At 62.1% G+C, this 19,683-nt stretch carries 20 protein-coding genes; 8 read left to right on the top strand and 12 right to left on the bottom strand.

Translation table 11 applies throughout. The features are described 5' to 3' along the window. The first annotated feature begins 1 nt into the window (after position 1). Genes CRO06_RS01475 through tatC form a run of 8 tightly spaced genes read left to right on the top strand, consistent with a single transcriptional unit; the run spans position 2 to position 5,541 of the window. The gene (locus CRO06_RS01475) at positions 2 to 742 is read left to right on the top strand and encodes a DUF8198 family protein (RefSeq protein ID WP_026948530.1); all 741 of its coding nucleotides are present in this window, start codon (positions 2 to 4) and stop codon (positions 740 to 742) included. Further along, positions 739 to 1,497 (top strand): bifunctional demethylmenaquinone methyltransferase/2-methoxy-6-polyprenyl-1,4-benzoquinol methylase UbiE, encoded by a 759-nt coding sequence (ubiE, locus tag CRO06_RS01480; protein WP_022997175.1) that lies wholly within the window; start codon positions 739 to 741, stop codon positions 1,495 to 1,497. The genes CRO06_RS01475 and ubiE overlap by 4 nt, the downstream gene beginning before the upstream one ends. Then, the gene (locus CRO06_RS01485; RefSeq protein ID WP_097057564.1) at positions 1,497 to 2,126 is read left to right on the top strand and encodes a ubiquinone biosynthesis accessory factor UbiJ; all 630 of its coding nucleotides are present in this window, start codon (positions 1,497 to 1,499) and stop codon (positions 2,124 to 2,126) included. Before ubiE ends, CRO06_RS01485 begins: the two co-directional genes overlap by 1 nt. Then, complete coding sequence (locus tag CRO06_RS01490; protein ID WP_026948529.1) at positions 2,126 to 3,742, top strand: AarF/UbiB family protein; 1,617 nt, start codon at positions 2,126 to 2,128, stop codon at positions 3,740 to 3,742. Before CRO06_RS01485 ends, CRO06_RS01490 begins: the two co-directional genes overlap by 1 nt. Before the next feature lie 50 nt (positions 3,743 to 3,792). Next, complete coding sequence (locus CRO06_RS01495; RefSeq protein WP_022997172.1) at positions 3,793 to 4,122, top strand: phosphoribosyl-ATP diphosphatase; 330 nt, start codon at positions 3,793 to 3,795, stop codon at positions 4,120 to 4,122. 2 nt (positions 4,123 to 4,124) lie between these two features. Further along, positions 4,125 to 4,352 carry a Sec-independent protein translocase subunit TatA gene (gene tatA, locus CRO06_RS01500; RefSeq protein WP_022997171.1) on the top strand — a complete coding sequence of 76 codons (228 nt, stop codon included), beginning with the start codon at positions 4,125 to 4,127 and terminating at the stop codon, positions 4,350 to 4,352. 21 nt (positions 4,353 to 4,373) lie between these two features. Next, positions 4,374 to 4,769: a Sec-independent protein translocase protein TatB gene (tatB, locus tag CRO06_RS01505; protein WP_055098692.1), complete on the top strand. Its 396-nt coding sequence runs from the start codon at positions 4,374 to 4,376 to the stop codon at positions 4,767 to 4,769. Next, on the top strand, positions 4,762 to 5,541 hold the full coding sequence (gene tatC, locus CRO06_RS01510) for a twin-arginine translocase subunit TatC (protein ID WP_097057565.1): 780 nt from the start codon (positions 4,762 to 4,764) through the stop codon (positions 5,539 to 5,541). The genes tatB and tatC overlap by 8 nt, the downstream gene beginning before the upstream one ends. A gap of 177 nt (positions 5,542 to 5,718) precedes the next feature. Here tatC and CRO06_RS01515 read toward each other — a convergent pair whose 3' ends face one another. The 12 genes from CRO06_RS01515 to CRO06_RS01570 all read right to left on the bottom strand — a co-directional run bounded on the left by CRO06_RS01515 (position 5,719) and on the right by CRO06_RS01570 (position 19,603). Then, positions 5,719 to 6,555, bottom strand: a complete 837-nt coding sequence (locus CRO06_RS01515; protein WP_063142381.1) for an alpha/beta hydrolase — start codon at positions 6,553 to 6,555, stop codon at positions 5,719 to 5,721. Continuing rightward, positions 6,540 to 8,369 (bottom strand): Lnb N-terminal periplasmic domain-containing protein, encoded by a 1,830-nt coding sequence (locus CRO06_RS01520; protein ID WP_097057566.1) that lies wholly within the window; start codon positions 8,367 to 8,369, stop codon positions 6,540 to 6,542. Before CRO06_RS01520 ends, CRO06_RS01515 begins: the two co-directional genes overlap by 16 nt. A 71-nt stretch (positions 8,370 to 8,440) precedes the next feature. Then, on the bottom strand, positions 8,441 to 8,920 hold the full coding sequence (locus CRO06_RS01525) for a DUF3015 domain-containing protein (RefSeq protein ID WP_022997166.1): 480 nt from the start codon (positions 8,918 to 8,920) through the stop codon (positions 8,441 to 8,443). A 162-nt stretch (positions 8,921 to 9,082) separates the two neighbouring features. Next, positions 9,083 to 9,520 (bottom strand): D-aminoacyl-tRNA deacylase, encoded by a 438-nt coding sequence (gene dtd / locus CRO06_RS01530; protein WP_022997165.1) that lies wholly within the window; start codon positions 9,518 to 9,520, stop codon positions 9,083 to 9,085. Next, a complete protein-coding gene (gene pip / locus CRO06_RS01535; RefSeq protein WP_097057567.1) occupies positions 9,517 to 10,461 on the bottom strand; it encodes a prolyl aminopeptidase in 945 nt (314 codons plus the stop codon). Before pip ends, dtd begins: the two co-directional genes overlap by 4 nt. Before the next feature lie 201 nt (positions 10,462 to 10,662). Further along, positions 10,663 to 12,087: a nitrogen regulation protein NR(I) gene (gene glnG / locus CRO06_RS01540; RefSeq protein ID WP_014992990.1), complete on the bottom strand. Its 1,425-nt coding sequence runs from the start codon at positions 12,085 to 12,087 to the stop codon at positions 10,663 to 10,665. A gap of 41 nt (positions 12,088 to 12,128) precedes the next feature. After that, positions 12,129 to 13,232, bottom strand: a complete 1,104-nt coding sequence (gene glnL, locus CRO06_RS01545; protein WP_026948523.1) for a nitrogen regulation protein NR(II) — start codon at positions 13,230 to 13,232, stop codon at positions 12,129 to 12,131. Positions 13,233 to 13,400: 168 nt separating this feature from the next. Then, positions 13,401 to 14,111, bottom strand: a complete 711-nt coding sequence (locus tag CRO06_RS01550) for a DUF4124 domain-containing protein (RefSeq protein ID WP_097057568.1) — start codon at positions 14,109 to 14,111, stop codon at positions 13,401 to 13,403. A gap of 592 nt (positions 14,112 to 14,703) precedes the next feature. Then, entirely contained in the window at positions 14,704 to 16,110 is a 1,407-nt protein-coding gene (gene glnA, locus CRO06_RS01555; protein WP_022997160.1) for a glutamate--ammonia ligase, read from the bottom strand. Between the two features lie 224 nt (positions 16,111 to 16,334). Continuing rightward, positions 16,335 to 16,577, bottom strand: coding sequence for a sulfurtransferase TusA family protein (locus tag CRO06_RS01560; protein ID WP_022997159.1), 243 nt, complete (start codon positions 16,575 to 16,577; stop codon positions 16,335 to 16,337). Positions 16,578 to 16,579: 2 nt separating this feature from the next. Beyond that, the gene (locus CRO06_RS01565) at positions 16,580 to 17,665 is read right to left on the bottom strand and encodes a tRNA (5-methylaminomethyl-2-thiouridylate)-methyltransferase (RefSeq protein WP_080530376.1); all 1,086 of its coding nucleotides are present in this window, start codon (positions 17,663 to 17,665) and stop codon (positions 16,580 to 16,582) included. 81 nt (positions 17,666 to 17,746) lie between these two features. Beyond that, positions 17,747 to 19,603, bottom strand: coding sequence for a sulfatase-like hydrolase/transferase (locus CRO06_RS01570; protein ID WP_097057569.1), 1,857 nt, complete (start codon positions 19,601 to 19,603; stop codon positions 17,747 to 17,749). Between the last annotated feature and the right edge of the window lie 80 nt (positions 19,604 to 19,683).

Below are 19,683 nucleotides of genomic sequence, written 5' to 3' on the forward strand. Positions count from 1 at the left end.
TATGCCCAGTTCCCGGACCTCCGCCACCGGCACCGCGCCCGACAGCGCCGGCCTTCGCCTGCGCCATTTTCTGGAGCGTTTTTTCCAACTGCGCCAGCATGGTGACGACGCGGTATTCCTGGCCCGCCTGCAGCGGCTGCGGGCCATCCAGCGGCAGCGGCTTGCCGATACCCACGCCGATCTGCTCGCCGATCAACGGCTGCAACCAGCGCTGACTTTCCTGCTGGATGACGTCTACGGTGGCCAGGATCTGCTGCCAGTGGCCACCGAAATTCGCCGTGCCCTGCCCAAGGCGCTGAAGTTACTGCCCGACCGGGTCATGGCCACCTCCGCCCTGGCCCTGGAAGCGGCGATTCTCACCCAGGAACTGGATGAGGCCCTGGTCAGGACGCTGGGAGAGCGATTGGATCAGCCGCTGGACCAGGCCGGCTATGCCGAAGGCTACCGCGATCTCGGCGATGACGGAGCGCGCCGGCAACAGATCACACTGGTGGCGGAACTGGGGCCGCGGCTGGACCGCTATATCCGCTCACGCACCCTGCAGGCGACCTTCCGGCTGGTGCGCAAACCCGCTCATGCGGCGGGCTTCTCGAACCTGTATGATTTCATCGACCGCAGTTTCCGGGTAATGAAACCGGTGCCCAGCGTGACCGCCCTGCTCGAGCGCGTGGCGGCCCGCGAGGACGCGATCATGACGCGCCTGTTCGCCCGGCACCCTTTTCCGTTCAAGGACATCCCATGACCGACGCCAACGACGACAAAGTAACCCACTTCGGCTACCAGCAGGTTCCCTGGCAGGAAAAACAGCAGCGGGTGGCGGGCGTGTTCCGTTCGGTGGCGGCCAAATACGACGTCATGAACGACCTGATTTCACTGGGAAGCCACCGCATCCTCAAACGCATGACCATCGAACTGGCCGGGGTGCGTCCGGGCCAGCGAGTGCTGGATCTGGCCGGCGGCACCGGCGATCTGGCGATCAAATTCTCCCGTCTGGCCGGCGAAACCGGCCAGGTGGTGCTGGCCGACATCAATGACGCGATGCTGGCGGTGGGCCGGGACCGGCTCTACGACGCGGGTTGCGGGCACAACACACAAGTGGCCCAGGTCAATGGTGAGTGCCTTCCTTTCGCCGACAATAGCTTCCACTGCGTGACCATCGCCTTCGGCTTGCGCAACATCACCGACAAGGACGCGGCCCTGCGCTCCATGCTGCGCGTGCTCAAACCCGGTGGCCGTCTGCTGGTACTGGAGTTCTCACAGCCGGTGAACAAGCCCTTCGCCAAGCTGTATGACCTGTACTCCTTCGCGGTCTGGCCGCGGCTGGGCAAACTGGTGGTCAATGACGCCGACAGTTATCAGTACCTGGCCGAGTCGATCCGCATGCACCCGGACCAGGACACTTTGCAGGGCATGATGGACGAGGCCGGCTTCGTGCGTACCGAATACTTCAACATGATCGGCGGCGTGGTGGCCCTGCACCGGGGGTTCAAAGCCTGATGTCGGATCCCGGACTGCTCTCCACCACCGCCGTGGCCGCCCTGGAGCGGGCCATCAACACGGCGTTGCGCGGCGACCCGGTGACCGCCGCCGCGCTTAGCCAGCATGCTGGCCGGTTGCTGGCGGTACACAGCACTTTGCCGCGCACCTCGGTGTTTCTACTGATCGTGGACGATGGCGTCGAGCTGTATCTGCGCAGCGAAGCGGCGGCGGACGTCAGCGTCACCGGCAATCCGGTGGACTTGGCCGCGCTGCTGCTGGACTGGAAACGACAGCCCAGCGCCATTGGCGGCCCGGTTCGCATCGAAGGCAATCGCGAGTTGCTGCAGTCCCTGCGCGAGCTGGCCCGCGACCTGCAACTGGACTGGGGCGCCATGCTGGAACCGGCGCTTGGCGGTGAGTTGGCGCAGACTCTGCACCAGGGTGCCATGCGTCTGGGCGGTTGGGCCCGTGAAGCATTTCGCCGCATTGGCGACCAGGTGGGCGACTACCTGGGTAACGAATCCGGCCTGCTGGCGCTGCGCCGGGAAGTGTACGAGTTCTACCAGGACGTGGATGAGCTGCGCGGTGATGTGGACCGCCTGGAAGCCCGCGTTCAGCGTCTGTTATCAAGGAGTTCCACGCCCTGATGCCACCGTTTGCCCGTTTGTTCTCGGTCGCCCTGGTGGTGTGCCGCTATCGTCTGCTGTCCCTGCTTCCGGCGCATCCCATTCGCCCGCTGCTGGTCTTTCTGCAGTACCTGGTGCCAACCAGCTGGCGCGGCACCGGCGACCTCAGCGAAGGCGAACGTCTGCGGTTGGCGCTGGAGGAGTTAGGGCCGATCTTCATCAAATTCGGCCAGTTGATGGCCACTCGCCGGGATCTGCTGCCACCGGACTGGACCGAATCCCTGGCGCGCCTGCAGGATCAGGTGGCGCCCTTCGATGGCGGTGAAGCCCGGCAAAAGGTCCAGGCCAGTCTGCCCAAGCCCTTCGATCAGGTGTTCGCCACCTTCGACGAGCGGCCATTGGCCTCCGCCTCGGTGGCCCAGGTGCATCCGGCCACCTTGCTGGACGGCCGCGAGGTGGTGGTCAAGGTATTGCGCCCCGGTGTCGAAATGAAGGTGGAGCGGGACCTGCGAGTAATGGGCTTCGGCGCCCGGGTACTGGAGAAACTCTGGGCTGACTCCCGCTATTTCCATCCGGTGCGGGTGGTGCGCGACTACCAGTCGGTGATCCGTGGCGAACTGGACCTGGAACAGGAAGCCAGCAACAGCGAGACCATGCGCCGGCATTTCCTGTTCAGCTCCCTGCTGCACATCCCGGAGGTGCACCTGGATGTGTCCTCCCGCCAGGTGATGATCTCCGATCGCATTTACGGTATCCCGGTCAACGATATCGAGCGCATCAAGGCCGCTGGCATCGACCCTCGGGCCCTGGCCGAACGCGGTGTGGAAATCTTCTTCGCCCAGGTGTTCCGGCACAATTTCTTCCATGCCGACATGCACCCGGGCAATATTTTCGTCAATCCGGCCAACCCGGATCTGCCCCAGTACATGGCGGTGGATTGCGCCATTGCCGGACGCCTGTCCCGCCAAGATCTCAACGTGCTGGGGCGCATGGTCCTGGCGGTGATGCGCGAGGATTACCCGATGCTGGTGGACCTGGTGATCCGGGCGGGATGGAGCAACGCCCCGATCGACCGCCACCGTTTCGAGCAGGAGGCCACCCAACTGCTGGCGCCAGTACGCTCCGCCTCGCTGGAGCAGCTGGAATTCGCCCCGTTGATCCTGCGCCTGTTTGATCTGGCCCGGGAATATCATATCGAGGCGCCGGTACAATATGTGCTGTTAATGAAGACCCTGGTGCATATCGAGGGGCTCGGCCGCAGCATTTACCCGCAACTGGATATCTGGACCGTGGGACGGCCGTTGCTGGAAGCGTGGATGATGGAGGAGTACGGCCCGACCGCCACGCTCAACAAACTGCGCAACCGGCTACCGGAATGGACCGCTCAATTGCCGGAAATGCCCGATCTGCTGCGTGACGCCCTGGAAAATCTGCGCGATCAGCCACAGCGGCAACGGGACCTGGAATTCCGCCTGGCACTAAACTTGCGACGCAATCGGCGCCGCGTCCTGGCGGGTATCGGCGGGGTGGCGCTGGGACTGCTGGCGGGCATCGACGTGCTGCTGGCCGGCAGCGGCTGGGCCTGGCCCCTGGCCGGCGCCGGCGCCGTGTTGCTGGCATGGTCGTTGCGCGCGTAGGTGAACCGGCCCGTACTTTGCTACACTGACGGGCCTGCACTGGAGACACCATGTCGGATATTCTTAACCAATTGCACCAAGTCCTGGAGGCCCGCAAAGGGGCGGACCCGGACAGTTCCTATGTGGCGAGTCTGTACCATAAGGGCCTGAACAAGATCCTGGAGAAAGTCGGCGAGGAAGCCGTGGAAACCCTGCTCGCGGCCCGGGACCTGGAAGCCGGCGGCGAGGCCCAGGCCTTGATCAGTGAAACCGCTGATCTGTGGTTTCATTCCATGGTCATGTTGGCCCACCTAGGATTGCACCCCGACCAAGTGCTGGCGGAACTGGAGCGTCGCTTCGGCCTGTCCGGGCACGAAGAAAAAGCCTCTCGAGGAGATTAATCATGTTTTCCGGTATCAGTATTTGGCAATTGCTCATCGTCCTGGCCATCGTGGTTCTGCTGTTCGGGACCAAGAAGCTGCGCAACATCGGCAACGATCTCGGCGGCGCGGTCAAGGGCTTCAAGGACTCCATGCGTGACGGAGAAAATGAGCAGGACCAGCAACGTCTGGCCGACGACCAGCGCGAGACCACCCAGGAACAGAAAGAAAAGGACAAGGATCAGGTCTGACCTGAGCGGAGCCGCTAACCCATGTTCGATGTCGGCTTTTCCGAGCTGCTGCTGATTTTTGTTATCGCCCTGGTGGTGCTGGGCCCCGAGCGCCTGCCGAAAGCGGCCCGCACTCTGGGCTACTGGGTAGGCCGTGCCCGCTCCACCTTCAATAACCTGCGCAACGAGCTGGAACGCGAAGCGTTGAACATGGACATGCGTGAGCGCATGGAAAAACAGATGCGGGAAATGGGGCTGGACGAAGACAGCATCCGCAAGGCCAAGGACAGCCTGCTGTCTCCGCACGAAGTGGCCGAAGCCCGGCGCAAGCCGGAACCGCCAGCCCAGAGCGAGACCGATCTGAACGCCACGGATGATACTCCCGCGCCTTCCGAACCCTCCTCTTCCCGCCCGGCGGAGAACAAGTCCAATGAATGACGAGCACCACGGCGATACCGCGCAACCGCTGGTAGCTCACCTTCTGGAACTGCGTAACCGCCTGCTACGGGCAGTGGTGGCGGTTCTGGTGGTGTTCCTGTGTCTGTTTTATTTTTCCCGGGAACTGTACACGCTGATCGCCGCGCCCCTCATGCAGGCAATGCCCGAGGGCACCCACATGATCGCCACCGGCGTGGCCGCGCCCTTCCTGGCACCGTTCAAACTGACGCTGTATCTGAGCATCTTCGTGGCGGTCCCGGTCATTCTGCATCAGGCCTGGGCCTTCGTGGCCCCGGGGCTCTACCGCCATGAAAAACGGCTGGCGATCCCGTTGCTGATGAGCAGCGTTCTGCTGTTCTACGCTGGCGCCGCCTTCGCCTACTTCGTGGTCTTCCCGTTGATGTTCCAGTTCTTCACCTCGGTGGCCCCGGAAGGCGTGGCCGTGTCCACCGACATCAGCAGTTATCTGGATTTCGTACTGGCGCTGTTTCTGGCTTTCGGTGTCGCCTTCGAGCTGCCCATCGCCATCGTCCTGCTGATCGCCTCCGGCGCCACCACCGCCGCCAAGCTGGCCTCCTCACGGGCCTATGTGGTGGTGGCCTGTTTTGTGCTCGGCATGCTGCTGACCCCCCCGGACATTATCAGCCAGACCTTGCTCGCCCTGCCCATGTGGCTGCTGTTTGAAGTAGGGCTGATCTTCGGCCGGTTCGTCGAGAAGGAAAAAGTGCAGCGGGAAGAGGAAAACAACGGCGTTTCCGCCAAGGACGAGTGAGAGGTTGATCGTGGTACTTTCTTTGGCCGCTCCTGGCAGGAAAGCAGCGGCGGGAAGCGGCCACGGCCGCGAATGCCCCCCCGAGCCGTTGGGCATTCGCTTGCAAGCAAGCTCCCACAGCGGCTTCGTAGCATGTGGGAGCCAGCCTGCTGGCGAAGGGACGCGCCAGCTTGACGATCAGCCTCCCAGGCACGCCTTGTCGCGCAGGAAATCGACGATCCGGGCGCGAACCGCTGGATCCCTCGTTCCCTGCCCATGGCCGCCGCGCAGCGGCTGAAACAGCTTCGGTGCCTCGGCGGCGTGGTACAGGCGCTCGCCCTGTGCATAGGGGATCACTGGATCTTCCCGGCTATGCAGAATCAGTAACGGGCGCGGTGCCAAAGCGGCAATGTTGCTCTCCGGATCCCAGTCGCGCGGTGGCAACGTCGGCACCACCAGCCATTGCAACGGCCACAGCAACCAGCTGCGCCCCATTACATCCTTGGCAATGTCCCGATAACTGGCGAAGGTGCCCTCGAACACCACGCACTGGACCTTGCCCTCATTGGCCGGCCGCGCCAGCACCCGGGTTCCCATGGCCGCCCCAAGACTTTGACCAAACAAAATAATCGGCTTGCCCTCGGCACGCCCGGAAGCCGCCAACCAGTCCAGTCCCAGTTGGATGTCATCGAACACCTCCGGCAGCCCGGCGGAACCTTCCGACAAACCGTAGCCCCGGTAATCCAGCAGCAGCACATTGAAACCCTGCTCCGGCATCCATTGCACATTGGCCAGATGCGTGCTGATGTTCTCCGCATTACCGTGCAGATAATAAACGGTGGCAACGCTGTCTCCGCGGGCCGGCAGCCACCAGGCATGCAGGCGCAGCCCGTCCGGATGAATCAGCACCACGTCCTCATAATCCAGCCCCTGGCGTGCCGGATTCTGCGCCCAGGGCTTCATCGGATAGAAGAACACGCCACTGCATCCGCTTACCAGCAACGGCACCAACAGCAGCATCAGTCGTAATACCATCGCCACTCCAGATTGAAACCGGTGTCACTGTCACCGCGCCAGCCTTCGCGTTCCAGAGAGGCGCGCAAACCATGCTGACGCCCCAGCGCATAGTGAGCGCTGAACCGGGAACGATGCCGGTATTCGTCGTTGGTAAAGTAATGCCCGGCACTGCTGAGTTGCCACTGCCAGGCGCCGGTGTTGTAAAGCAACCCGGCCTCGGCGCCCCCGCCTGGAGTAATCCAGGTGCTGAAAGCGCTATTGTTTTCCGCCCGGGCGCTGAGCAGCATATAGGGTTGCCAGCCCTGCCAGCGCCAGCTGAGGCCGGCTCCTCCCTGAACATAACGGGTCAGCCGGCGCCCTTGCGCCCAGGCCCGTTCCAACCCACCTTCCACATACCAGCTCAACGGCTTGGAGAAAGTGTCGCGGGGGCTCAGCGAGCGAATACTGACCAGGTCCAGACGTTCCAGTTTCACTGCCTGACTTTCAGTACTGCGCAAGGTAACACCCAGCCCCTCGATCTGCGCGCCGTCAAGAAAGCCTCGGCGGTTATCCAGCAGGTCATGGTAGGTCATCCGCCAGGTGAGCTGACCGTAATCGTCCGCGCCCCATTGCCCACCGGAAACGCCCAGCATTTTGGTGCCGTGTCCCTCTTCCGGCGGCCGTTGTGGCTGCACCGAAGGCGGTGTTGTCGATGGCAGCCGGCTCATCAATCCCAACAAAGCGAAGGAACGTTTGGCCACGTCCTCGGTACGCGCCTCCTTGCGATGGATAAACCGTACATGACGGTAAGCGGTTTGCGCCATCAACGCCTGCCGCGGCGGCGGGTAGGCCTGAAACTCCGCGCTTTGCGCCAAATCCGGATCATCGGCGAGACGGCGGGAAAGGCGCCGTTCCGCCACCGTCATCTCCGCCACCAGGGCTTCCAGCTCCTGCGCCTTGGACGGTCGATAATGGCGCTGTTCGATCAGGTCTTTATCGTCCAGAGCCCGCACCGTATTGACGGGCAGCTCAGCGAACCGCCACTTGTCCAGCAAGCCGGTGCCGGGCCGGGCCACTTCCACCAGTTCCAACAGCCGGAATGAGCAATTTTCGTCGAAAAAGTAATAATCGAAATTGATGTCCTTGAGTTCCCACAAATGCTCAATGACCCAGTCAATCTCTTCCTGATTCAAGGTCAGGTCATACTCCCAGATGTCCCGGTTTTCCATATGGGAGTATTCCTGGATTTTCTGCACATAGGGCACCAGGGTAAAGCGCCCTGGATAGCCCCCGGCCAGGCCACGGTATATATAAAACAAAGAGTTGTCCTGCTCCGAGGTCATGGCACCGAAATTGACCGCCCAGGACAGCCAGACCGTCTCGTCGCCGGTCTGATCCAGCCGCAACAAAGTGTGGCCGAACATGGAAGACGGGCTGTTCAGGTAGGCGGCGGGAAAGACCAGCACGGCCCGGTTCGCCTGAACGGACTGGCGCCATTCCATGTACTCATCACAATGGGCGAAAGGCGCGCTCTCTTCCCAACCCAAGTGCTCGGCAAAAAAGCGATAGCGGGCCGGGAAACGGCAGCGCTCCGGCGCCTGTGCCGGCCGCAACGCCTCGATGGAGGCATTCAGTTCCGCCAGCGGATCATCCTTGCCGGTGTCGGAGAGAAAAAAATTATCGTCGTCCACATAGCTGCGGTGGCGATCACGAAGGGTGGCGCCCGGATTAATATGCAGCAAGGCCTGCCAGCGCGGTTCCCGGGCAAGACGCTCCCGGCTTTGCGCGGCGGCAACGGTATCGGACAGGATCAGGAACAGGCCCGCGAGGGCGCACAGAACTCCAGTGCGCATGGCACATCCTGGCAGGGAAAAAGAAAAGCGTGAAACGAGGGCCCCGCCGAGGCAGCGGGGCCGTCAGGCACTTATACGTACTTGGCCAGTTGTTGGTCCTGGCTCATTACCATGTTGATTTGCTGCATTACTTCCGCGGCAGTGACGTCCTGGCTCGGGAAGATGGAGGCGAAGTTCTGATGCATGACGCTGTTGAAATGAGCGCGATCCGCCGCGTCCACACCGATGGAAACGGACAGCGCGGTCAGGGCCTCACCTTCACCCACCGCCATGTCCTGAGCCACTTCTTCCATCACGCCGGTCATCCCCAGCAGGCTTTCACCGCTGTAGGTCAGAGCGCCATTGGTGTCACAACCGTTGGTGCCGGAAGTCATACCAAAGGTCGCGTTGCCGGAGGTGCCGTTCACGATAGTGGCCAAAAGATGCATGGGAAGGCCGGATTTGCCTTCGAACAACAGGTTACCCCAACCACAGCCCGGACCACCCGGAGCCACGGCGTGAGCGGAGAAGGAAGCACCCATCAGTGCAGCAGCAAGAAGCGTTTTTTTCATCTTTGATCTCCTGATGTTTTTTACCATCGTCCCTAAGGAACTTGCTTTGGCCCCCATCGACGATCCCCGGGAGCATGCAAATCATCATAAACCAGGGGTTTCCCATTGCAATACGGCTGTCACGTAAAAAAGGGCCATTTACAAAACGCAACCTGACCGGGATCACAGCTCCAGCAGAAAAGTCACCGGCCCATCGTTGATCAAATGCACTTGCATGTCGGCACCGAAGCGGCCGGTAGCCACCGGCACCTGGTGAGCCGTCAAGGCGTCGACGAACTCCTGGTACAGGCGCAACCCCTGCCCCGGTTCCGCGGCACCGGAAAAGCCAGGCCGGCGCCCTTTGCGGGTATCCGCCGCCAGGGTGAACTGGGAGACCGCCAGCACCTCCCCGGCCACATCGCGGACATCCAGATTCATCTTGCCCTGCTCATCGGCGAACACCCGGTAACCGGCCAGCCGTTCCGCCAGCCGCCGGGCTGTATCAGACGCGTCGCCCCGCTCCACACCGACAAAGACCAGCAGGCCCCGACCTATGCGGCCAATCTCTTCCCCCGCCACTTCCACACGGGCTTCGCGCACTCGCTGCAGCAATACTTTCACGCCAGCCCCCCGTGCTGTTCCAGACGATGGACCGCGGCAATCAACGCCTCCCCGATCCCCGCCTCACTGGTGGCATGGCCTGCGCCGGGCACCCAGCGCAGGCGACTGTCCGGCAGTGTCTGATGCAACAACCACGCTTGCTCCGGCGGACACACCAGATCATAGCTGCCGTGCACGATCTCCACCGGGCAGCACAACCGAGCGCAGCGCGGCAGTAACGGTTCCGGCAAGAAGCCCTCGTGCATGAAGTAGTGGGTTTCGAGCCTGGCCATGGGCCAGGCATGATCGTCCACGTCCACACCGGTCGGTGGTATCAGAGCGGACAAATGGGTTTCCCAACGAGTCCACTCCCGAGCCAGCCGCATGCCCTCCTCGTTCTGGTCTTCACACGCGGCCAGCGCGGCATGATAACGGGCCAGCACCGTGCCCTCCCCGGGCGGCAGGGCCCTCACCAGCCGCTGCCATTGCTCGGGGCGATAACGGGCGGCACCGTGCTCCGTGTAAAGCCAGTCCATGTCTTGTCGCCGGCACAGGAAGACACCTCGCAATACCAGTGACGCCACCCGCTCACCATGCTCCAGAGCATAGCTGAGAGCCAGCGTGCTGCCCCAGGATCCTCCCATCACCACCCGCCAGCGGGACACGCCCAGATGCTGGCGAATACGTTCGATGTCGTCGACCAGGTGTGCCAGGGTATTGTGGTTGGTGCCGGCGTGAGGGCGGCTCTTGCCGGCGCCGCGCTGGTCATGGATCACGATGCGATAAAGACGGGGATCAAACAATCGGCGCAGCAACGGCGAGCTGCCGCCACCGGGGCCGCCGTGGAGCACCATCACCGGCACACCGTCCGGATTGCCACATTGTTCCAGATAGAGCTCATGACCGTCGCCGACGGGCAGATACTCCTGATGAAAGGGTTCGAGGGGAGGATAAAGCGCCATGGTGATCTTCTTGCCGAGGTGCGCTCCAGCATAAGGGTTGCGGAAACGAGCGCAAGACGCAGGCAAAGCTTCACCGCCCAGGCCGCTTCCCACCGAAGGTTTCACGAAGCCGCCGGGAGCCAGCCTGCTGGCGAATTCAGGCCGACCTCGGAATTCGTGCCTGCAATGCACGGCGGAGGGCTTAGAGTGTGCAGCCCCTGATCAATCCTCGCCGCTGAACTCCGCTTCCATGTCCAACTCCTTGATCTTGCGGGTCAGGGTATTGCGCCCCCATCCGAGCAACGCCGCCGCGTCACGTTTACGGCCACCGGTATGCTGCAGCGCCACTTCGATCATGGTGCGTTCGAACACCGGCACCGCCTGATCGAGAATCGCCCGATCGCCCTGGGCAAGCGCCCGGTCCGCCCACTGACGCAGGGATTTCTGCCAGTCGCCGCCGCCTTCGGCGGGCCGGCCCACGGACTGACGCAGTTCCGGCGGCAGATCGTCCACCAGCACCTCCCGGCCGGACGCCATCACCGTCAGCCACCGGCAGGTGTTTTCCAACTGCCGCACGTTGCCCTGCCAGGGCAGCGCCGCCAGATACTTCTCGGTGTCCTTGTGCAGCACCTTGGGTTCCACGCCCAGTTCGCTGGCGGCCCGTTGCAGGAAGTACCCGGCCAGTTGCGGGATGTCTTCCCGGCGCTCAGCCAGCTTCGGAATATGGATGCGAATGACATTGAGACGGTGGAACAGATCCTCGCGGAAATCGCCTTCGCGTACCAATCGTTCCAGATCCTGGTGAGTGGCGGCGATGATGCGCACATCCACATGAATCGGCGTGGTACCACCGACCCGGTAAAATTCGTTTTCCTGCAGCACCCGCAATAGCCGCGTCTGGGCCTCCAGCGGCATGTCACCGATCTCATCCAGAAACAGGGTGCCGCCGTTGGACTGCTCGAAGCGCCCCACCCGCTGGGCATTGGCGCCGGTGAACGCGCCCTTTTCATGGCCGAACAATTCGGATTCGATCAAATCCTTGGGAATCGCCGCCATGTTCAACGCCACGAACGGCTTTTCCCGGCGCATGGAATGACGGTGCAGCGCCCGCGCCACCAGTTCCTTACCGGTACCCGACTGGCCGTTGATCAACACGGTGACATTGGAATGGCTGAGCCGGCCAATGGCGCGAAAGACTTCCTGCATGGCCGGCGCTTCACCGATGATCTCGGTGGGGGTTTCCTCGTTGGCCACCACCGCTTCACCGCGGGCCTCCTGGCGGTGCTTGATGGCCCGCTTCACCAGCGCCACCGCCTCGTCCACGTCGAACGGCTTGGGCAGATACTCGAACGCCCCGCCCTGATAGGACGCCACCGCGGAATCCAGATCCGAGTGCGCGGTCATGATGATGACCGGCAGATCCGGGTGCTTGCGCTGCAGGATCTTGAGCATGCGCAACCCGTCGGTGCCAGGCATGCGCACGTCGGAAATCAGCACATCCGGCTCCCGGGTGCCTTCTTCCAGGGTATTGAGGGCCTCATCCGCATCCTCGAAACAGGCCAGTTGAAACCCCTCCTGGCTGAGCGCCTTCTCCAGCACCCAGCGGATGGAACGGTCATCGTCGATCACCCATATGGTCGAGGTCATGCCTGTGCTCTCCCTACATCATCGGGCCACTGGCCGGCCTGTCAGGCCGGAACCGAGGTGGCGCTGTTCGCTTCCGGTAATTCCATGGGCAGCAGCAAACTGAACAGGGTCCGGCCCGGTTCGCTGTCGCATTCAATCAACCCCTGGTGCTGGCTGATAATGGATTGGGCGATGGACAACCCCAGACCGGAGCCATTGGCTCGGCCGCTGACCATGGGATAAAAGAGGGTTTCCCGTAACTCTTCGGGGATCCCCGGGCCGTTATCTTCAATGTCCACCCGCAGCACCAGACGGTGGCGGGTGGAGCCGATGGTGAATTGCCGCAATACCCGGGTGCGCAGAAGGACCTGCGCGTCCTCGGTGCCGGATTCCAGCAACGCCTGGATGGCGTTGCGCATCAGATTGAGCAGCACCTGGATCAATTGATCGCGGTCGGCGGGGATGTCCGGCAGACTGACATCGTAGTCGCGCAGGATGCGCACGCCCTGAGGATATTCCGCCAGCAACAGTTGGCGCACATGCTCCAGGCATTCGTGCACGTTCACGTCGGCGAACGCCGGCGGTTTACGCGGCCCGAGCATGCGATCCGCCACCGAACGCAGACGGTCCGCCTCGTCGATGATCACCCGTGTGTACTCGGCCAGATCCGCACTGGGCAAAGCACGCTCCAGCAGTTGCGCGGCGCCGCGGATCCCACCCAGCGGATTCTTGATTTCGTGTGCCACGCCCCGCACCAGCGCGCGAGTGGCCTGATGCGCGTGCACCAGAGCTTCCTCGCGACTGATTTTGAGCATACGGTCGAGCCCCTGCATTTCCACCAGCAACGCCATCGGATAGCCGGGCTCCTGCAGCGGCGTAATGCTGTAATCCACCGTCACCTGCACCCCGGGGGCCACATCCAGCTTCGCCTCCCGGCGGGTAAAGGGGTTACCGTCCTCGATGCACTGCTTTAGTGCATCATGGGCATTGCCGTCATCACGGAAATAGTCCGGCAGCACCTGTCCGATGATCCGGCTGGCACTGGTGGACAACAGAATCTCCGCCGCCGGGTTGAGATAGCAAACCCGCAACTCATCATCCAGCAGCATCACCGCGGTGCGCAGGTGATCCAGCAAGCGTTTGTGCATTACCTTCTCGGTCTTCATGATTCGGCCCATAACGGGGCATAAGCAATTATCAGGCCACCCGCCAGAACCATCGGAATGAGGCAAACCGGGCACTGCTGGAGGGCGCCGGACGGCCTGACGGCCTGAATCAGTGTAGCCAGAACACATGAAGGGAGCACCACTTTGGTGCAAGAAGGGGAAAAGGGGTCAGGAATCGGGCTTAACCGCTTGGGCGCGAGTGGCCGGCTGCCCCACGGAGGCCGATGAACCGGTCTTCGCGCCGCTTCCACGGGTGCTGCCAGAGCCCGGACTGGCGGCGCCCCCTCGCTGGGCAGCCTGCCCGATCCCGGCCCTTCCACTGGGCGCGGGCGCCTGGCCACTTTGCAACCGGCTGGTGCGATGCACATGCACGGTGACCGCGGAGGAGCGCTTAAGCTCCTTGCCTTGCTGATCCAGCACACGCGCCACCAGTACATGGCTGCCCCGTTCCGGATCCCGCAGCGCGGTTCCGGACAAGGGCTCGCCATTATCCAGAATCTCCAGCCGGTGCCCGGCCTGCAAGGACGGCTCCAGCGCCACCTCCACACTGATCGCCCCCTCCGGATTCCGCACGGTGGCATTTGACCGCGGGGAAACAATCGCCAGACGCTGGTAGCCCTCGAAAACCGGCTGCGACGCCGCCGGCGGCTCGGCCGGGGGCCGGCCCCGTTGCGGCCCCGGCACGGTATTGGTGGGACCAATACGCACCGCCTCGGCATCGCGGCCCTCTGGCGGCGCGTCGGTGAATGTCACGTTGCCGTGCTCGTCAACACTACGAAAGATCGTCGTGCCCCGGTTTTCCGGCACATCGTCGGCCCGCGCGGAGACCGCGGCACAGATACCCAGCAGAGCGATCAGTAGAACGGTTGTGGTTTTCATGTGGTCCTCCTCCCCCCAAGAGACACAACTTTGATTCTGACCGCACCGGAACGGGGAGAAAAGGGTCTGGGGCACACTATGGGCCCCGCCTTGGCTGGCGCCCCATTAAAACGGGTCATCGTGGTGGCGGCTCCACCGGGGAGGCGAGTCTACACGGAGGCCTTCCGGGATCGCCGTACATACATCCCTGTAAGCTCCCGGTTTGACGTCCCTGTCAAACAGGGTCCCGGAAGGCCTCCGTGTAGACCCGCTTCGAGTGAACTGCCGCGTTCCGGGCCCGAACACCGATGAACCTTTCGAGAGAAGGGAGAGAATACCCTCCAACCCTGTGTGGTGATTTGGTCGCGGTCGAAAGGACATCTCTGCTTGCCGACTACCTCGAAGCGGAGCCGCGTTACGCCTTTGCGGGATCCTGTCGAACAGGGACGTTCGACCGGAAGCCTACATGGACGTATTCACGGCGTTCCCGTAAAGGCGTAACGCGGCTCCGCTGTCCATGATGGAGGGCAACACCGACTCCCGTTATGCCGCCATGAACCATAAAAAAGCCCCGCCGGAGCGGGGCCTCGCAACTGCCGGGAACTTGGGATTCTTAGCAGCTGTAGTACATGTCGAACTCGACCGGGTGCGGGGTCATGTTCAGACGTTCGATCTCTTCACGCTTGAGCTGGATGTAGCCGTCCAGCATGTCCTTGGTGAACACGTCGCCCGCCATCAGGAACTCGTAGTCCGCTTCCAGGCAATCCAGAGCCATGGTCAGGGTGTGAGCCACGGTCGGGATGCCCTTGGCTTCCTCGGCCGGCAGATCGTACAGATCCTTGTCCATGGCGTCGCCCGGGTGCATCTTGTTCTTGATGCCGTCCAGGCCGGCCATCAGCAGCGCCGCGAAACACAGGTACGGGTTGGCGGACGGATCCGGGAAGCGCGCCTCGATACGACGGGCTTTCGGGCTGTTCACCCACGGAATCCGGATGGAAGCGGAACGGTTGCGGGCGGAGTACGCCAGCATTACCGGCGCTTCGAAACCGGGCACCAGACGCTTGTAGGAGTTGGTGGAACCGTTGGTGAAGGCATTGATGGCGCGAGCGTGCTTGATGATACCGCCGATGAAGTACAGGGCTTCCTCGGACAGTCCCGCGTAGCTGTCGCCGGCAAACAGGTTCTTGCCGTCCTTGGCCAGGGACACGTGCACGTGCATACCGGAACCGTTGTCACCGATCAGCGGCTTGGGCATGAAGGTGGCGGTCTTGCCATAAGCATGAGCCACGTTGTGAACGCAGTACTTCAGGATCTGAACTTCGTCGGCCTTGGCGGTCAGGGTGTTGGCGCCAACACCGATTTCGCACTGGCCGGCGGTGCCCACTTCGTGGTGGTGCACTTCGATTTCCAGGCCCATCTGCTCCATGGCGGCGCACATGGCGGCGCGCAGGTCGTGCAGGGAATCCACCGGCGGTACCGGGAAGTAGCCGCCTTTCACACCCGGACGGTGGCCGATGTTGTTCTTCTCGAACTCATCGGCGGACACCCAGGCCGCTTCTTCGGAGTAGATGTTGTACATGGCGCCGGACATGTCGGACTTCCACTGTACGGAATCAAACACGAAGAATTCCGGCTCCGGACCAAACAGGGCGCTGTCGGCGATGCCGGTGGACTTCAGGTATTCCTCGGCGCGCTGAGCCACGGAGCGGGGATCGCGCTCGTAGCCCTGCATGGTGGAGGGCTCGACGATGGTGCAACGCAGGTTCAGGGTGGTAACGTCGGTGAACGGATCGATCACCGCGGAACTGTCGTCCGGCATCATGATCATGTCGGACTCGTTGATACCTTTCCAGCCAGCGATGGAAGAACCATCGAACATCTTGCCGTCCTGGAAGAAGTCTTCGTCCACTTCCGAACTCGGGATGGTGACATGCTGCTCCTTACCCCGGCTATCGGTAAAACGCAGATCGACCCACTTCACGTCGTTATCTTTGATCAGCTTCAGCGTCTTTTCAGACATTGTAGAACGTCCTCCTGGAACGGGTATGTGTCTGGCATTCAGTGGTATCGGCGGGCCGACCACTCGAAGCCGCTATTCTCGGGCACTCGGCCCCGCATGCCAATAGGAGAGCAAATTACGTGCCAGCCCTTTTTTAGCGCATCCGGGCCGCAACGCCCCGAAATCGGCCGGTACACTCGGGCAGGAAAGCACCAATGCCGTGCACTCTCAATAAAAACGCACCATTATAGTGCAATTGAGGGTTCTCCAACTTCGAGCGTCACCCTCACCTCGTGGCCCTCTTCCCGGGTTTCCAGCACCGCATGTCCATTGATCCGGCACCAGGCGGGAATGTCGTTGAGCGCCCCCGGGTCGGTACAGATCACCGTCAGGGTATCGCCTTGCCGGAGTGTGTTCACTTGATTCTGGGTTTTGATCACCGGCATCGGGCACAGCAACCGGCGGGCGTCCAGTTCGTGATGGCTCATGGTTATACCATCCATTCCGGCGCGACCTGATCCGGCGTCGCCGGCCGGACCGGCAACTGACGGGCCACGCCGCTGGGATCGCGCACTTCCACCACCACCTCGTCATCGGTTCGCCCTTTGGAATAACGGGCGACGATGGCGGCTGCCTGGCGCAACTCGTCGTCGGACGCCAACGTGCCGTCGATCAGAGCCAGCGGACCGGGGCAGCTCGACGTCGTGATGCTGGTGAACTGATATCGATAGCCTTCCAGGAAGCGGTTCTCCCCTTCCTCGCGGCTGATGATCAGCTTGTAGTGCGGCGCCGGGCGGATATGCCGCCCCACCTTCAGCAGCATGATGTCGTCCAGCTCGTAACGCCGTTCGTTACGAGCCTGCCAAAGATCCGCCAGCTTGCGCGAATAGGACTCATCGGTAAGGAAGCAACAGCCGCCGGCGGGCTGGGCGAAGTCATCCAGGCCAAAACGTTTGGCCAGCGCCATTTGCGGCTTACGGTTGCGGCCGGAGAAGTCGTGCAATCGGCTGCGATCCACCCAGCCTTCCCGTTCCGGCAGGGTCTCCGGCAGGTTCTTGGCGCTGAGCGGGCGCAACAGGCGATCATCGGCGCCGGATTCGCGGCTGATGATCGGCATGGTTTCCTTGCGCTGACTCTTGGGACGCTGCCCCACCACCTCACCGGTGATGATGAAATCGAACCCCTTCTCGCCAGCCAGTTCCCGAGCTTTGTTCAGCATCAGGGTGGCCTTGTTGACCATGAAAATCTTGCAGTCCAGGCAGGGGTTCAGATTGGCGCCATAGCCGTGTTTCGGATTGAGCACCACGTCCTTGTACTCTTCCGAAATATCCACGATATGCAGCTTGATACCCAGCTGCTCGGCGACCCAAAGCGCGTTGTTGCGCTTGTTTTTGTCCTGGTCCTTTTTACGGATGGCGTGAGTATGGCCTTCCACACAGAAGCCGGTGAAGAAATTCACCCCTTCGACGTGGATGCCTTGTTCCTGCATGACTTTCACCGCCAGCATGGAGTCCAGGCCGCCGGAAACCAGGGCGATGGCGCGTCGTTGCAGCGTTTGAGGGGCTGACTCGGTCATAGGGCGGCTCGCGTGCCGGTCAAAAAGTGGGCGACGGAGTATAGCAAACCCGACCCGGGTAACACTATCCGCGCTGGCGCCTCAACGACCGCCCGAAAAAAACCGGGACATATCCCCCAGCACCTCCACCAGCCGGCTCTGAAGCCGGGCCATCACCGCATCCTCATCCTTCACCGGGGTATCGTCGGCACGGCTGACCGCCATTTCGAACAGACCGCCGGCGCGCACCGGCATCGCCACCTTGTATTCCGGGCCGAGATACGCCACCGCATCCCAGCTCGCCGCCAGGCGATAGCGATCATCAGGCACCTGGTCCAGCGGCACGCCCACGGCATAATCGCGCGGTTCGTTCTCCACCCCCAGGCGGCTCAACAACGTCGGAGCCAGATCCAAATGGCTGGTGGGCTTGTCCATCACCGCCGGCGCGATGCCCGGGCCGGCCAGTACCAGTGGAACGTGGACTTGCTGATTATGAAACTCGGAATTGTGTCCCCAGCGGCCGTTCTCCATGAACTCCTCACCGTGATCGCCGGTGATTACCAGGATGGTGTTGTCCAGCAGGTTGCGTTCGGCCATGCCATCCAACAGCCTGCCCAGTTGCTGGTCCTGGTGATGAGAGGCGTTCACATAGCGGTTAAAAATACCGCCGATGTCCTGTTCCAGGTCCATGGTGGCGTAGTTGAAGTTCTTCAGATAATCCGGCCGGATCACGCTTTCCTCGGGGAAGTAATAGCGCGCGTGAGGGGACTCGAAAAACAGAAAGCCAAAGAACGGTTTCGCCGCGTCCCGTTGATCCAGAAACGACAGCATGCGGTCCACGTTGCGGCGGTCCCGCTGCCAGCCGGGTCCTTCTTCGTCGCTGTGCAAAAGGGACTCGGGGACATCGGCGAAGACCGTTTTATCGAATTCCGGGTAACTGAACCGCGCACTGGTGTAAAGGCCCATCCGGTAACCCCGGCGCTGCATCTCACTCATCAGAACCGGCGGCTGACGCGCATCCAGAAAAGCGAACCAGTAATTACCCGGCAAGCCATAAAACAGGGAGAAAATGCCCATGCGGGTGCCATTACCCCCGCTGTAATGATCGGTGAAGCGGATACCCCGCTCCTCGGCGAAGCGCCACAGATTGGGCATGATTTCCGGCGTCAGCATATCCCAGCGCAGGGATTCCGCCACCAGCACCATGATATTGGGGGAAGGCGCATCCGCGGCCACCCGGAGGGCTTGCCGCGGGTAATGCAGTCGGCCCTGGTCGGCCACGTCCAGCTTATCGCGGGTCCGCACCGGCTCGAACCCCAAAGCCATGGCGGCACCGCGGAACGTGGTCGGCTGGTAGAACGGCACCGCATGGGAAGCGTTGAGGACCGGACGATAAGCCAGAAAATGCGCGGTACCATAAGCCGCCCGTTCCCCCACCATACATAACAGCAATGCCGTGACCATCCAGCCCCAACGCAAACGAGGAACCGGTTTGCGAAGGCTCCAGAACAACAAGCCGGCTTCGAACACCACCAGGGCCAGTGCGAACAATACAAAGGAGAACACCGCGTCCGGACCGCCGCCCATGGAGGTGAATCCCCCCGGCGTGGTCAACAGGTTCCAGACGAAGCCGTTGAGGTGGAAGCCATAGAGATCATGGATCTGGCCGTCCACCAGCAACAGCAGCAACATCAGAGCACTGCCGGTTACCGCCACGCCGTACCCCGGCCAACGGCCGAACAGGCGCGCCAACATCGACAAAATCAGAGGCGGCAGCAGGAACACAAAGGCGTAGCCCACCAACGCCACAAGCAGGAAGAACAGGCTCCAGACGCTACCAGGCTGCAGTAGCGCCTGCCTCGCCACATACAGGCAGACAAGCAAAACAAGCAAGTAATTGACTAAAAAGAAGCGCCGCCAGGGTGCGGACGAAAGGGAGGGACGGGATCTTTGTGTCATCAACCAGGCTCGCCAGGAGTGTAAATCCTGACAAGCCTAGACACAAAAACTTAATCAAAGCTTAATGTTGATGGCCACCG

This window comes from Alloalcanivorax xenomutans, assembly GCF_900217905.1.
Taxonomy (GTDB): Bacteria; Pseudomonadota; Gammaproteobacteria; order Pseudomonadales; family Alcanivoracaceae; genus Alloalcanivorax; species Alloalcanivorax xenomutans.